Origin of the sequence: Arcicella sp. LKC2W (genome assembly GCF_034931005.1) — a bacterium.
Classification (GTDB): Bacteria; Bacteroidota; Bacteroidia; order Cytophagales; family Spirosomataceae; genus Arcicella.
This window is the reverse complement of record NZ_JAYGIN010000023.1, coordinates 37,993-53,068: the sequence shown is the minus strand read 5'-3', so window position 1 is coordinate 53,068 and position 15,076 is coordinate 37,993. Positions and strand designations below refer to the sequence as shown.

General features: G+C 36.2%; 14 protein-coding genes and 1 pseudogene. 8 read left to right on the top strand and 7 right to left on the bottom strand.

Translation table 11 applies throughout. From position 1 onward, the window contains the following. Nucleotides 1-58 precede the first annotated feature (58 nt). Entirely contained in the window at nt 59-1,342 is a 1,284-nt protein-coding gene (gene hisD, locus VB796_RS18170) for a histidinol dehydrogenase (RefSeq protein ID WP_323348003.1), read from the bottom strand. 869 nt (nt 1,343-2,211) lie between these two features. Further along, nucleotides 2,212-3,090, bottom strand: coding sequence for a helix-turn-helix domain-containing protein (locus tag VB796_RS18165; RefSeq protein ID WP_323348002.1), 879 nt, complete (start codon nt 3,088-3,090; stop codon nt 2,212-2,214). A 152-nt stretch (nt 3,091-3,242) separates the two neighbouring features. On the opposite strand from VB796_RS18165, the gene pcaH reads away from it, so the two are divergent. The 6 genes and pseudogenes from pcaH to VB796_RS18140 all read left to right on the top strand — a co-directional run bounded on the left by pcaH (nt 3,243) and on the right by VB796_RS18140 (nt 8,272). Beyond that, complete coding sequence (gene pcaH / locus VB796_RS18160) at nt 3,243-3,950, top strand: protocatechuate 3,4-dioxygenase subunit beta (RefSeq protein ID WP_323348001.1); 708 nt, start codon at nt 3,243-3,245, stop codon at nt 3,948-3,950. A gap of 89 nt (nt 3,951-4,039) precedes the next feature. Further along, entirely contained in the window at nt 4,040-4,579 is a 540-nt protein-coding gene (gene pcaG / locus VB796_RS18155) for a protocatechuate 3,4-dioxygenase subunit alpha (RefSeq protein WP_323348000.1), read from the top strand. Continuing rightward, nucleotides 4,576-5,889, top strand: a complete 1,314-nt coding sequence (pcaB, locus tag VB796_RS18150) for a 3-carboxy-cis,cis-muconate cycloisomerase (protein WP_323347999.1) — start codon at nt 4,576-4,578, stop codon at nt 5,887-5,889. Before pcaG ends, pcaB begins: the two co-directional genes overlap by 4 nt. Before the next feature lie 63 nt (nt 5,890-5,952). Further along, nucleotides 5,953-6,702, top strand: a pseudogene (gene pcaD / locus VB796_RS18145) (3-oxoadipate enol-lactonase); the annotation flags it as partial. After that, nucleotides 6,703-7,089 carry a 4-carboxymuconolactone decarboxylase gene (gene pcaC, locus VB796_RS23790; RefSeq protein ID WP_416233529.1) on the top strand — a complete coding sequence of 129 codons (387 nt, stop codon included), beginning with the start codon at nt 6,703-6,705 and terminating at the stop codon, nt 7,087-7,089. It abuts the pseudogene before it with no gap. A 4-nt stretch (nt 7,090-7,093) separates the two neighbouring features. Next, on the top strand, nt 7,094-8,272 hold the full coding sequence (locus VB796_RS18140; protein ID WP_323347997.1) for a 4-hydroxybenzoate 3-monooxygenase: 1,179 nt from the start codon (nt 7,094-7,096) through the stop codon (nt 8,270-8,272). 6 nt (nt 8,273-8,278) lie between these two features. Here the strand turns inward: VB796_RS18140 and VB796_RS18135 are convergent, their stop codons facing one another. Both VB796_RS18135 and VB796_RS18130 read right to left on the bottom strand, forming a co-directional pair. Further along, on the bottom strand, nt 8,279-8,668 hold the full coding sequence (locus tag VB796_RS18135) for an HNH endonuclease signature motif containing protein (RefSeq protein ID WP_323347996.1): 390 nt from the start codon (nt 8,666-8,668) through the stop codon (nt 8,279-8,281). Then, entirely contained in the window at nt 8,665-8,904 is a 240-nt protein-coding gene (locus VB796_RS18130) for a hypothetical protein (RefSeq protein WP_323347995.1), read from the bottom strand. The genes VB796_RS18135 and VB796_RS18130 overlap by 4 nt, the downstream gene beginning before the upstream one ends. A gap of 53 nt (nt 8,905-8,957) precedes the next feature. Here VB796_RS18130 and VB796_RS18125 point away from each other — a divergent pair, with 53 nt between their 5' ends. Then, the gene (locus tag VB796_RS18125; protein WP_323347994.1) at nt 8,958-10,304 is read left to right on the top strand and encodes a 3-oxoacid CoA-transferase; all 1,347 of its coding nucleotides are present in this window, start codon (nt 8,958-8,960) and stop codon (nt 10,302-10,304) included. A gap of 130 nt (nt 10,305-10,434) precedes the next feature. After that, nucleotides 10,435-11,643 carry a 3-oxoadipyl-CoA thiolase gene (gene pcaF / locus VB796_RS18120; RefSeq protein ID WP_323347993.1) on the top strand — a complete coding sequence of 403 codons (1,209 nt, stop codon included), beginning with the start codon at nt 10,435-10,437 and terminating at the stop codon, nt 11,641-11,643. A gap of 151 nt (nt 11,644-11,794) precedes the next feature. On the opposite strand, the gene VB796_RS18115 is transcribed toward pcaF, so the two are convergent. The 3 genes from VB796_RS18115 to VB796_RS18105 form a co-directional block, all read right to left on the bottom strand. Continuing rightward, nucleotides 11,795-12,490: a hypothetical protein gene (locus VB796_RS18115; protein ID WP_323347992.1), complete on the bottom strand. Its 696-nt coding sequence runs from the start codon at nt 12,488-12,490 to the stop codon at nt 11,795-11,797. Between the two features lie 102 nt (nt 12,491-12,592). Further along, a complete protein-coding gene (locus tag VB796_RS18110) occupies nt 12,593-13,795 on the bottom strand; it encodes a hypothetical protein (protein ID WP_323347991.1) in 1,203 nt (400 codons plus the stop codon). A gap of 245 nt (nt 13,796-14,040) precedes the next feature. Further along, a complete protein-coding gene (locus VB796_RS18105; RefSeq protein ID WP_323347990.1) occupies nt 14,041-14,577 on the bottom strand; it encodes a sigma-70 family RNA polymerase sigma factor in 537 nt (178 codons plus the stop codon). Nucleotides 14,578-15,076: the final 499 nt, after the last annotated feature.

Below are 15,076 nucleotides of genomic sequence, written 5' to 3'. Positions count from 1 at the left end.
TTCTTTCAGAAAATTAGACTTCCCTAATAACTTATTAAACAGTGTATTAAATCAGAATTTACGAAACAGTCTTATATCTTCTCACTCTAATATCAGCTTGTTCTTTATGTCCTGCAAAGTTTTCAATAGCACATAATCTCGAACAATATTCACCAATCATAGCACTTGCTTCTGGCGTTCTTACTTCTTGATAAGTACAAGTTTTCATGAATTTTCCAACCCATAAACCACCTGTATATTTTGCTCCGTGCTTAGTTGGAAGCGTGTGATTTGTACCAATTACCTTGTCTCCGTAAGCTACGTTTGTATATTTTCCGAGAAATAATGCTCCGAAATTGGTCATTTTCTCCAAGAAATAACGTGAGTCAGCAGTCATAACTTGTACGTGTTCGCTTGCAATGATGTCGGCTTCTGCTACTAATTCATCAATGCTATCCACCAAAATAACCTGTCCGTAATCTCTCCAAGCAATACTTGCTACATCAGCTGTTGGTAAAATAGTCAATTGACGTTCAACTTCTTTGATGGTATCGTAAGCCAATTGTTCGCAATTTGTCAATAAAATAGCAGGAGAAGTTGGACCATGTTCCGCTTGTCCGAGCAAATCCGTTGCACAGATTTCGGCATCACTGGTTTCATCAGCAATTACTAAAGTTTCGGTTGGGCCAGCCAATAAATCAATCCCAATTTTTCCGAATAATTGTCTTTTAGCTTCGGCAACATAGGCATTACCTGGCCCAACAATCATATCAACTGAATCAATCGTTTCTGTTCCTAAAGCCATCGCTGCAATCGCTTGAACGCCACCCAAAAGGTAAATTTCATCTGCACCTGCCAAGTACATTGCCGCCACCGTAGCCGCAGGAATTTCGCCTTTGATAGGTGGTGTACACGCCACAACACGCTTAACACCAGCAACTTTAGCAGTAAGCACGCTCATGTGTGCAGAGGCAACCATTGGATAACGCCCACCTGGAACATAGCAACCTACACTATTAACAGGAATATTTTTATGCCCCAAGAAAACTCCAGGAAGGGTTTCAACCTCAATATCTTTCAAGGCATTTTTTTGGTGTGTTGCAAAATTTCTGATTTGTGCTTGTGCAAATTTGATGTCTTCAATCACTTGTGTAGGTAAACTTGCGATAATTCCCTCAATTTGTGCTGGCGAAAGTCTGAAACTTTCTGGCGACCAATTATCTAATCTTGCAGATAAAGCTCTTACTGCTTCATCGCCACCTGTTTTTACTTCATCAATGAGGTTTTCAACGGTTTCTCTTACCTTTTTATCATTTGATTCTGCTTCAAATAAAGCAATTGCTTCTTTTATTATTCGCTTCATAATTTTTTGAAATTAAAATGTTTTGACAAGACTGTTTTGAAATTATAAAGGCTGAAAACCTTTTGTTCAATAAATAAATCTGATTAGAAAAGCCTGTTTTTTGAATAAGTATGACAAGTTTATAACCTCTCTATACATTTATTTGATAGATTAGAAATTTGTCCTACTTTCCATGTTTAAACCATTTTTAGGCTAATTTTCTCTCTTTATACTGTAATTGAACTAATAATTTCAAAAATCATAATTCAATGATGAATTAAAATGTCTTGCAAAATTCAATTTTAATCATATAAAAGTCCAATATTTGTTTCTTGGGTTTTTGATAAGTAAAAGTTATTATGAAATTGGGAGTTGCGTTAGTTTTTGAATGGAACAGGAGTTTTGAGAGCGTTTCCATTGTTTTGTTAATGAAGTTAGAACTTATGAGCGGTCTGACTACTGCCTGACCGAGTTTGTATATTTGGTCTGACTACCGTCTGACTGAGTTTGTATATTCGGTCTGACTACCGTCAGACCGAGTTTGTATATTTGGTCTGACTACCGTCTGACCGAGTCTGTATATTCAGTCTGACTACCGTCTGACTGAGTTTGTATATTCGGTGTGACTACCGTCTGACCGAGTTTGTATATTCGGTGTGACTACCGTCTGACCGAGTTTGTATATTCGGTGTGACTACCGTCTGACTGAGTTTGTATATTCGGTCAGACGGTAGTCTGACCGCTAAATATATGTAGTATTTAAACAAAAATTTTGAAAGTATTGGTATCGGAGTTTGTTTTAATATGTGGGAGAAAGTGGTTAAATTAAGAGGATAATATTGGGGAATGAAACAGCGAGATTTGTAAATCAAAAACTCGTAAATCCCCAATCACTTATTACTATTCCGAAATTCACTCGGCGATAAACCCGTTTGCTTTTTGAAAAGTCGGGTGAAATAAGCGGGGTCTTTGAAATCTAAGAAATAAGAAATTTCAGCGATGGAATGAGACGTGTTTAAAAGATATTTTTTGGCTTCATTTACCAAATATTCATGCACAATTTGTAAAGCGGATTTTTGTACCAACGACTGACAAATGCGATTGAGATGCACCGCCGTAATATTTAGTTCTTGGGCATAATCGTTAATAGATTTTGATTCATGGAGCGACTGTTTTACACTTTTTTGAAAAGCCTGAAAATACCCAATCGTTCTATTATCTGACTTTGAGATTTGGTTTTCATTTTGTAAACTCCAACGGTATAAATTCACGAAAAAAAGTTGAAAAAAAGCTCGTAATGAAATCTGTTTTTCGAGATTCTCTGTTTGTAATTCTTCTTCAATTTTGTTTTTCAAATACAGCATTTCCTCAAATCCTTTTGGGTTTGCGTCAAAAGAAAAATTCTTCAAATTATTTAAACCCAAAGTTACGTGAGGAGAATTTTTGAAGATATTTTCAAGGAATGATTCTGAAAAAGTGAGAACATCGCCACAGATATTTGACTGAAATACAAAACCATGCAATGTATTGGCAGGAATCATCAAAATAGAAGGCGTATTCAAAGCAATTTTCTTGTTTTCAGAAATCAATAAACCTTCGCCCGAAGAAAATATAAAAACCTGAATCAAATCGGTGTGGAGGTGTTCGGTAATTTCCCAATCATACACTTTACTTCTCAATTCTAAGGCTTCGAGGTGGATAAATTCGGGTAGGGGCGATGATTGATTATCACCGTACAAACCTTTAAAATTGAGTAAATTATTATTCATGGATGTTTCAATAATGCAAATTCTGGTACTATTTCAATTCAAATATTGATTAAATGTTTGAATTGTGCAATTTTTATTTCAATTTATCCAACAAGAACCTGCTGCAACGTCATACATTTGCATAGAATTCAAACCAAATAATTATTGAATCAATGAGCAACATTATTTATAATCAATTTGATAGAGAAGTACAGCCTCCGTATTTATCTCCAGACTATACCTCAACGGTTTTACGAGCTCCCACTAAGCCATTGGTGGTATTAAAACAATCGCTTTCTGAACTGACAGGACCCGTTTTTGGTGATTTTAATTTAGGAATATTAGATAATGATTTGACCAAAAATTCAATTGTAAACGGTCAACCTTTGGGTGAAAGAATTGTTGTTCATGGAAAGGTTTTGAATGAAAACGGTCAGCCAATTCCGAATACTTTAATCGAAATTTGGCAAGCCAATTCGTGCGGTCGTTATGTGCATAAAGTTGACCAACACGATGCTCCGCTCGACCCTAATTTCTTGGGTGCAGGGCGTTGTTTGACGGATTCGGAAGGAAATTATAAATTCTATACCATCAAACCTGGGGCGTACCCTTGGGGAAATCATTACAATGCGTGGCGACCAAACCATATTCACTTTTCGTTATTTGGGGCAAACATTACTAACCGTTTGGTCACGCAAATGTATTTTCCAGGTGACCCACTTTTACAATATGACCCGATTTTTTTGAGCGTGCCACCTCAAGGACGTGATTTATTGATTTCTCAATTCGATTTGTCAATCACTGAACCAAGTTTTGCGTTGGGTTATCGCTTTGATTTTGTGTTGAGAGGAAACAACGCAACGCCATTTGAAAAACAATAGTTTTTAATGTTTGTAATTCGATGCTCGATGTTTGAATTTAGCAAATCGAAAATCGAATAACGAAAATCGAACATCAATCATCAAAAAAAATGAAACAGACTCCATCTCAAACCGTAGGCCCATATTTCGCATATAGCCTTACGCCAGAGCAGTATTTATATGATTTTAAAAGTTTAGTTGGTAACGTAATGGTCAATCCAACTGAGCATCCAGAGGCAATAACCATCGTCGGAAAAGTTTTTGATGGAGATAATAATGTCATTCCTGATGCCATCATCGAAATTTGGCAAAATGACGGTGAAAATCAACTTTTTGGTAGATTCGGGACGGGAACGGATGCTCAAAATCGATTCATTTTTCATACCATTAAACCCGAATCAGTGAATGGACAAGCTCCGTATTTGACGGTCATTATTTTCATGCGTGGACAGCTAATTCATTCATATACAAGGATTTACTTTTCTGACGAAGTGGCACTTAATGAAAAAGATGAGGTTTTGAATTCTATTGAAAAAGATAGAAGAAAAACATTGATTGCTCAGAAAAATGGGGCAATCGGTTCATTGTCACGATATGAGTTCAATATTTATATGCAAGGCGAAAACGAAACTGTCTTTTTTGAAATATGAGTTTATACTCCGAAATATTCTATTCAAGCGAAATCAACGAACTATTTTCTGATAAGAATGTAGTCGCTGAAATGCTACAATTTGAAGCCGTTTTAGCGGTTTCACAAGCGAAAGAAGGCGTAATTCCTGTTTCGGCTGCTGAGATAATTGGACAATGTTGCCATACTGATTTTATTGATTTTGAACGACTCAAAGCGGATATAAAATTGAGTGGAAATGCGGCGATTCCGTTGGTAAAACAATTGACGGCAATTGTTAAAAACAAAGATGTTGAAGCTGCCAAATATGTACATTTAGGAGCAACCAGTCAGGATGTGGTGGACACGGCAACAGTTTTGCAAATCAAGGATTTTATTGATTGGTTGGAAGAAAAAATGATGCTTTTAGAGCAAAATTTAATCGTAATTACTGAAAAACACCGCAACACTTTTATGATTGGCAGAACGCTTTTACAACAAGCTAAACCAATCACATTTGGTCTGAAAACGGCTTTATGGTTGGAGAGTATTGTTCGTTCAAAAGCAAGAATTGAGGAGGCTAAAAAACGAGTTTTAGTGATTCAATTAGCAGGAGCAGTTGGCAGTCAGAATCAGCAGATAAATCAAAAAGTAAAGTTAATTTTTGCGGATATTTTGGCACTAAAAACGGCAAATTCTTGGCATACAAACAGAGATAATTTAACCGAATTTGCCTCTGTTTTAGGAGTTTTGAACGGTAGTTTGGGCAAAATTGCCAAAGATATTACGCTTCTAATGCAAACAGAAGTAGGAGAGGTGTTTGAAGGTGCGGCGGCTGGAAAAGGTGGTTCAAGTACGATGCCACATAAACGCAATCCTGTGACATCAACGGCTATTTTGGCAAACGCTAATCGAGTACCGCACTTGGTGGCGACGATGCTTTCAGGAATGGTACAAGAACATGAGCGTTCGGTGGGACTTTGGCATTCTGAATGGGAAGTTTTGACCGAAATTATGCAACTCACCGCAGGAACATTAGAGCGTGGAATTGAATTAATAGAAGGTTTAGAAGTTGACGAAAATCGAATGTTAGCAAATCTTGAAATCACGAAGGGTTTGATTTATGCCGAAAATGTCTCATTAGCTTTAGCCTCAAAAATAGGGAAGTCAGCGGCTCATGAATTGGTAGAAAATGCCTGTAAATCAGCCGTTTCAGAACAAAAACATTTGAAAGAAAAACTGATAGAATTATCGGTTAATTTATCAGAAAGCGAATTAAACGAACTTTTCAAGCCCGAAAATTCCATTGGTTTGAGTTTAGAAATTATTGATGGAATTTTGAGAAAAGATTAGATTAAGAAACGAACTCTTCTAAGGTTTCAAATCCTTAGAAGAGTTAAATCCGACCGAAACACAATGCAAACAAACTATAAAATTCAAGGAACACCCAACAGTCCAGTTTTAATTTTTTCTAACTCATTGGGTTCAGAAATGATGATGTGGGACGAAGTAATTCCGTATTTACTTCCGTATTTCAGAGTTTTACAATATGATACTCGTGGACACGGTGGAAGTGTAGAACATGGTGTTGATTCTCCTTATACAATTGCTCTTTTAGGACAAGATGTCATTGATTTATTAGACCAACTCAACATTTCAGAAGCCTATTTTTGTGGATTATCAATGGGCGGATTAATTGGGCAATGGTTAGGCTTAAATTATCCAAATCGTATCAAAAAACTCATTGTATGCAACACAGGAGCAAAAATTGGCAACGATGAAAGATGGAACGGACGCATCGAAACGCTAAAAGCAAACGGAATGCAAGCCATTGTGGACGACACGATAGAAAGATGGTTTACCGAAGATTTTAGAACCCAAAATCCCGAAAGAGTAGCTCAAACGCACGCCATGTTTTTGCGAAGCAATGTAACAGGATATTGCAATTGTTGTGCGGCTATTCGTGATGCAGACTTTAGAGAAGAACTTCAAAAAGTATCGGTTGAAACTTTGGTCATTACTGGCGATGAAGACCCCGTAACGAATGTAGAACAAGCCGAATTTATTGCCAATGAAATACCAGCTTCTCATCTTAGAGTTCTTCATGCAAGACACTTGTCTGCGACTGAATTACCGAAAGAATTTGCTGAAAATATTATTGAATTTATTGCAGGAGAAACGGTTTTTGAAAAAGGAATGCACGTCAGACGTACCGTTTTGGGGAATGCTCATGTTGATAAAGCTACGGCAAATATTAATGGATTTAATGCTGATTTTCAGGAATTTATCTCAAAATATGCTTGGGGCGAAATCTGGACTCGTCCCGAATTAGCCAAACGAGAAAAGAGCTTGATAACGATGGCAATGCTCATTGCGTTGAACCGTCCAGCAGAGTTTAAAATGCACGTAAAAGCCGCTTTCAATAATGGCGTAACCGTTGCCGAAATCAAAGAAGTAATCATGCAATCTGCCATTTATTGTGGCTTGCCTGCCGCCAATGATGCCTTTCATTTGGCATTGGATGTTTTCAAGGAATTATCTATAAATTATTAGCAAGATGAATCAAATTAAAACCAAAGTCGGTATCATCGGAGCGGGCCCTTCTGGACTTACGTTAGCACTTTCGTTGCATAAAAATGGTATTGAGTCAGTCATTATCGAAAATAGAAGCCGTGAATATATTGAAAATCGTGTGCGTGCGGGTTTGCTGGAACATAACACCGTTGAAGTTTTCGATAGTCTGAATGTATCAGATAGATTGCATCAAGAAGGATTAGTGCATCACGGATGTTATATCAATTATAACGGTGTAAGTCAACGAATTGATTTTCAGAAATATACGCAAAAGGAAGTTACTATTTACGGTCAACAAGAAGTGGTGAAAGACTTGGTGAAAGCGTGCTTAGAACGCAATATTTCTATCATTTTTGAAGCCGAAGCTACTAAAATTACAGACTTAGAAACCGCTAATCCTAACATCTATTTTACCCAAAATGGAGAAGAATTTGTATTGACTTGCGACTTTGTGGGTGGTTGTGATGGTTTTCATGGATTGGCACGCAAAACCCTTCCGAAAGACTCTTACAAAGAATATAAAATAGAATATCCTTTCAGTTGGTTAGGAATTTTAGCGTATGCAAAACCCGCTTACGACGAACTAATTTATGCCTATCATTCAAACGGTTTTGCGTTGGCGAGTTTGCGTTCAGAGAAAATTGTACGTTTGTATTTGCAAGTTTCCAACGATGATTCGATTGACAATTGGTCGGATGAAATGATTTGGGATGAACTCGAAAATCGCCTTGAAATGAAACTCAATCGTGGTGAAATCTTTGAAAAAGGCATCACGCCCATGCGTAGTTTCATGATTGATAATATGCAATTCGGACGTTTGTTTTTAGCGGGCGATTCTGCTCATATTGTTCCTCCAACGGGAGCAAAAGGCTTGAATTTAGCAGTAGCTGATATTCATAATTTAGCCAATGGATTAGTCGATTTTTATCAATCAGGAAGCGAAGAAGGGCTTAATAATTATACCAAAAAGTGCTTGGCGAGAGTTTGGCGAGTACAAGATTTCTCAAATTTTATGACTTATCTCTGTCATAAACAAACAGAAGAAGGAAGTTTTGAAAGTCTGCTACAAAAATCAAAATTTGATTATCTGACTATTTCAGAAGCCTATCAAAAAACGATTGCAGAGAATTATGTGGGACTGCCTTTTGAGGTGTTTGGATAGTTGATTTTAATCTTCTTTCTTTTCCATGATTCTGTCCACATTATTCATTTCTAAAATCTTAATAGTTGCTTGACCTATTTGACTTTTTGCATAGATAACTCCATGGTAAAGTTCAAAATGGTCATTCCAATTATCAGTTCGAGGATTGTAGAATCTAATAAATGTAGTACCAGGAAGGAGAATAGTACCGACATCACTACCTTTTGAATTGTTACACAAAAAACAAGCATAAGCTAAATTTTCAAGGTCAGAACTACCACCATGTTTAAGACTAATAATGTGGTCAATTTGATGTTTGAAAAGAGTATCATCATCAGAATATAAACAATACTCACAGCAGTAGGATGCACATTGAGCAATAAACTGTCTATCTTTTTCAGAAATATATCTACTCATTGTGCTAATTTTTTCTTGGCATTTTTTTTAGCCATACGCATCATGTGTTCTAAAAGTAAAAATTTATTCATTTCTTCAATTTCATCATCATTTAAAAAAGAGGTTTGCTTTTTATACAGTAAATCCTCTACTCTATTTTGAATAGAATCAGGTGCTTTGTATGCCAAAACATCTTCTGGTTTTGGAAATGAAGTGATGAAGTTAATAACCTCATCAATAGGGCGATAAGTAATCATAACGCTGTTTTTTTACTAAATTATTGAAATTAAATCAAAAAACACAATCTTTAATGAAACAAGTTCCAATTATAGATTTAGAAACCGCCGCCAAAATGGTAAAAGATGGCGATACATTGCTACAAGGCGGTTTTGGTATGACAGGAAACCCAGTTCACTTGATGCACGCATTGGCTGAAATTGGTACAAAAAACTTAACTTTTATTGGCAATAATACAGGAGAAGCAGGACTTGGCGGTGGTCGTTTATTAAGAAATGGACAACTCAAAAAGATGATTGGTTCATTTTTTACGTCCAATCCAGATGCCGTAAAAGCAGCCCAAAGTGGTGAAGTTGAATATGAACTTCTCCCCCAAGGAACACTTGCCGAAGCCATTCGTGCGGGTGGTGCAGGTATTGGTGGTTTTTACACGCCAACTTCGGCAGGAACACTAATTGCCCAAGGTCGTGAAACCAAGATTATTGATGGTGAAGAGCAAGTTTTTATCAAAGGAATTCGTGGAAATGTAGCTTTTATTCGTGCTTGGAGAGCCGATACCGCAGGAAATTTACAGTACCGAATGACCGAAAATAATTTCAATAAAGCAATGGCAACTGCCGCCGATTTAGTGATTGCAGAGGTTGAAGAAATTGTTCCTGTCGGAGAAATTGCTCCCGAATTTATTCATACGCAAGGTTGTTTTGTAGATTATTTGGTAGAAGCCAAAATTACACTTGAAGATTTAGGTTCTTCGGCTTCGGTTTCATCTTCTAAAAAAGTAGATGAAAGTAGGATGAACATGGCAAAGCGTGCTTTACAAGAACTGCAAAAAGGCGATGTCGTAAACTTAGGAATCGGTATTCCGACCTTAGTAGCCGATTTAATTACCGACGAACACGGCATTATTTTACATACAGAAAACGGAATGTTAGGTGTTGGTCCAGTACCAACTGATGGCGGTGGAGCAATGGATTATCCCGTAAATGCTGGTAAAATTCCCGTAACTGCTTTGAAAGGAAGTAGCTATTTCGATAGTGCTGATTCTTTCGCTATGATTCGTGGAAAACATATCGACGTTGCCATTATGGGCGGTTTAGAGTGTGACGAATCTGCCAATTTAGCCAATTGGGCAGTGCCTAATAAACCGCTTTTGGGCGTTGGCGGTGCAATGGATTTAGCCAAAGGAGCAAAGCGTTTAATTATCACCATGACGCACACCAATCCAGATGGTTCTGCTAAAATTGTGCCTTCATGCGTATTGCCATTGACTGCCGCAGGAGTGGTTGATATGGTCATTACAGATTTAGCCGTTTTTGCTTATCCAGATGGAAAATTGACATTAATTGAGTTGATGCCAAATGCTACTTTGGAAGATGTAAGAGCAAAAACGAGTGCTGATTTTATTGAGAAATTAGGATAGAGGAAGTAGTTATAAGTTATAAATTATGAGTTAGGGGAGTACGGATTTATAATAAATCTGCGATTATCAGTGATTGAAAATCAGCGTCATCAGCGTTCTATTTGTAATCCCGAACATCAAACATCGAAAAATGAATCAATCATATATCATAGATGCCATCAGAACACCCATTGGAAGTTTTGGAGGAAGTTTATCGACCGTCAGAGCTGACGATTTAGCTGCTTTGACCATCAAAGAATTAGTCAAAAGAAATCCAAATATTCCCGTCGAAATGATTGATGAAGTCATTCTCGGAAATCATAATCAAGCAGGAGAAGACAATCGAAATGTGGCTCGTATGGCAACATTATTAGCAGGTTTACCTTATACAGTTCCTGCTCAAACGGTCAATCGTCTTTGTGCTTCTGGAATGTCGGCAGTAGTTGATGCGTCTCGAAGTATTCAAGTTGGCGATGCCGAAATTATGATTGCAGGTGGTATGGAACACATGACTCGTAGTCCTTGGGTCATTTCCAAAACCTCAAAACCATTTGGAAATGATGCTCAAATGTTTGATTCCAGCTTTGGGTGGCGTTTTATCAATCCTTTAATGCAAAAAATGTACGGAACTGATGCAATGGGAATGACAGCTGAAAATTTGGTAGAGATGTACAATATCAGCCGAGAAGACCAAGATTTATTTGCGTATAATTCACAGCAAAAAGCCGCAAAAGCACAACAATCAGGAAGATTTTTAGAAGAAATTATCGGGGTTGAAATCTCTCCTAAAAAAGGTGAAACGGTTATTTTTGACAAAGATGAATTTGTAAAACCAAGTTCAACGCTTGAAAAATTAGCGACATTAAGACCAGCTTTCAAAAAAGAAGGAGGGAGCGTAACCGCAGGAAATGCCGCAGGTTTAAATGATGGTTCAGCAGCGATGTTTTTAGCTTCTGAAAATGCCATTAAAACCTATAATTTAACACCGAGAGCAAGAATTGTATCTTCTGCAATTGTAGGAGTTGAACCAAGAATTATGGGAATTGGTCCTGTTGGAGCATCTCAAAAAGCACTCAAAAAAGCAGGTTTGACACTTGACGATATGGATGTTATTGAGTTTAACGAAGCCTTCGCAGCTCAATGTTTAGCTGTTACTCGCAACTTAGGAATTGCCGATAATGACCCAAGAGTAAATCCAAACGGAGGAGCAATTGCTTTAGGGCATCCCCTCGGAATGTCGGGAACTCGTATCATCCAAACGGCAAGTTTAGAATTACAAAAACAAAACAAAAAATACGCCCTAATTTCTATGTGTATAGGCGTTGGCATGGGCTATGCCGTGATAATTGAAAGAGTATAAATAAAATAAATAGCGTATCGTTACCAAAGGCAATCAGGTGTTTCACAACATTTGATTGCTTTTTTACGTTAGTGTATAAAAAATAAACGTCGTGGAGAATCTCTACGACGTTTACAAAACACTTAAACTCTATATTATTAAAACTTGATTTTTACTTCTTGTTTTTTCCGAATTGATAAGCTAATCCCACCCTCAATGCAACTCCTCCGTTCGATGTGGAATTATTAAATGGTACTTGATAAGATGCTTCTCCAATAGCAAGTAGCTTTTTGGCAAGCACATAGTTTAAGCCAGTTCTTGCATAAGCAAATCCTTGAACACCTCTACGGTTATAGTCGTTGTCAAATGGTCTTGAACCTCCACGTCTATCATCATAACGTCCGAAGCCATTTCCGTCTCTACCAACGCCTACACCAGCACCAAAATAAGGTTGTAGTCTTCTACTTTTAAACGGCATCCAGTTAACTCCTAAAGAAGATTGTCCTCTCGAAAAAGTTGAGTTGTTGGTTCTATTTCCTTGAAAGTCAGCAACTAAAGATATTCTATTTGAAAAGCCGTATTCAATTCTTAGTCCCATTGTTCCGCCAACTTTATCATTGCTCGAATTGTCAAAGGCAATTAAACTTCCACCCAATACTCCAACTCTGAAAAATGCTGGTTTTAATGGATTAAATGGAGTATGTTTTTTTGACGAATCTTTGACAATTTTTCTTTCTAATACAGAGCCAAAAATTGGTTCAGATTTAACTTCTTTTGTTACTTCTTTAACTTCTTGAGCTTGAGTATTAAACAAAATACTAAGCAATGCAAGACCAGTCAAGGTCTTTTTTAGACTTGAAATATTCATTTTATTTATGGTTAATGATTAGATATTTAAGAGTTGAGAATCTAAAAGGCAAAGCCCTAAAATAAACTTTTTGAGATTAAATACGACTTATAAATATAGATTTTAATTACCAAAACGATAGCTTATTCCTATTTGTCCACCTAAAACTGTTGGGGCATTTAGAATAATATTTGGCTCTTTCAAAAACTGCGATTGGAAAAATAACTCTCCACTTGCTACTAAATTTTTAGTCAAGAAAAAAATTGCTCCTGCGTTTACACCTAACAAGTGCATCATAGATTCTTGCTGAAATACTTTACGAGGTTTTAAATAATCTTCAAATTCATAATCACCAAAACCCTGAGTTGGAATTTGCACATACCAATTTGTTCCAAAGTATGGACGTACTTTATCACTAAATAAAAGGTTGTATCTTACTCCTAAGCCCAATTTATAGGACGAAAAACACACATTAACTTTTTCTAATCTTGGATTACTACCATTTGGTTTTGTATTGGTTTTTGGAGGAGGTCCTAATTTATCAATATCCTCTTTTTTATCAATATCAAAAGATACATTGTTTTGTTGATAGTCTAACACGATTCCCCAACGTTCCTGTCCTTTTCGGTTATGATAGCCAAGCACTGTCCTTGCACCAATAGCAGTACCATTTTGATTAGAGAAATCGCCAATTGCTTTTTGTAGTCCACCATTAATTCCAATACTAACAGATTTTGGAATTAATGAAAACCGATTTTCTTCTACAACAGAATCTTCAGGAAAACTCTCTCCTTTATATTTTGAAAAATCATTTGTCACGCCAATATTTGTTGTACTCAAAACTGGACTTTTTCCTGACAATTTGTGGATGTCAATAAATTTTTCTCTTTCTGTAATTATTTGATTCTCAGTAGAGTTATTTCCATATTTTTCGTAATAAATATTGTTTTGGTTATTAATTAATTCTGGGTTTTGAGAAAAACTCTCACGGACTATCTGTTTTATTATTACCTGTTTATAAATAGTATCATGTATGAATATTTTTTGTGGACTAATCTCAGGCAGATTTCGCTGTTGTTGATAAGCATTTACTAATCGGGTTTCCAACGTTTTTACTTGCTCCCGTGTTCGATTCAACTGGTAATACAACACACTTGATACCGCCAGCATGATTCCTCCCACTGCAGGTAACGCCCACATTAATTTCCTCAATTGACGTTTGAGGTCGTGTCGTTCCAATTGTCCTTCCAACGCCCGCCAATCATTATTAGCAAAGTTGGGGAGTTTTGAACTATATAAATTGTCAAAATCTTCTTGCTCCTCCATTTTTAAGAGATATTTGAAATGTTGTGCATTATCATATAATATTTATTATTGAACCTCTTGAAACTTTCGTTTTGAGCGGTTCGCCGCAACGATGAAAATAATGAATGTGTTTTTAAAATTTTGACCCACCGTGGAGCAGATATAACATTGCTACACGGAGTGAATTTTAAACTCATTGACTTCAAACGGAACGATTGACAACAAAAGGAATAAGTTTAGACAGATTCATTAATAGCGTAAAACGCTCAATCTTCACTGTATAAAATTAATTCTTGTAACTTTTTTCTTGCTTTATGTAAGTTAGAAAGGGATGTTCCAACAGTAATATTTAACATTTCTGCAATTTCTTTGTGTTCATACCCTTCAATAACGTGTAGATTAAATACTGTTCTATATGCAGGGGATAATTGCTGAATTAAATGTCCAATTTCTTCTACTGAGAATTTACCGAACAAATCTAATTCAAAACCAACATCCTGAGCCTCCAATAATTCAGCAGTAGGAACATTTTGATGAGACTTTCTTAGATGGTTAATACAAGTATTAATCAAAATGCGTTTAAACCAACTAACAAAAGGATATTCTGGTTTGTATTGCTCAATATTAGTAAATACTTTCATAAAACCATCATTCAATAATTCTCGGGACGTATCAATATCAGCCACATATCGTAAACACACCGACAGCCCAAAGCGGTAGAAGCCTTCATAAAGCTCCCGCTGTGCATTTCGGTCGTTCTTACGACATTTTTTTAGAGTTTGTATTAATTGTTCAGTACCCATCTATACAAGATTACACGATTTTTTTTTGTACTATTGCTTGTAAGAGGAAAAAAAAAGATATTTTTTGAAAATAATTAATTTGTCCTTGTTGTAAAGGATAAATAGTATTTCAAGTGCATTTTTTCATTTTTAAAACGGCATGAAAAATAATTAATTTTATGTGTGCTAATTTGTTGATATTTAGTAGATTACGAATAGTTTTTTGTGAAAAAAAATAAAACAAAGCCATTTTCCTGCCGATAATCTGAAATAGTCCTCATATTATGCTTGAATAAAAGATTCTCAGACGTTTTGAACCCAAAATTTTAAGGAGTAAAATAGATGTGTCCATATTATCAAGAAGATTGGTGGACTAAAATCATCCACAATCAAAATAAACATTCATAACATTCTAATACTTGGTTAGATTGATTTTTCTATTTCTATTTGCAATTATAAAAAAAACTTCTTTTATTTGTATCTGAAAGCATATAACCGTTAGGAATAGCCTTCGCTCGCA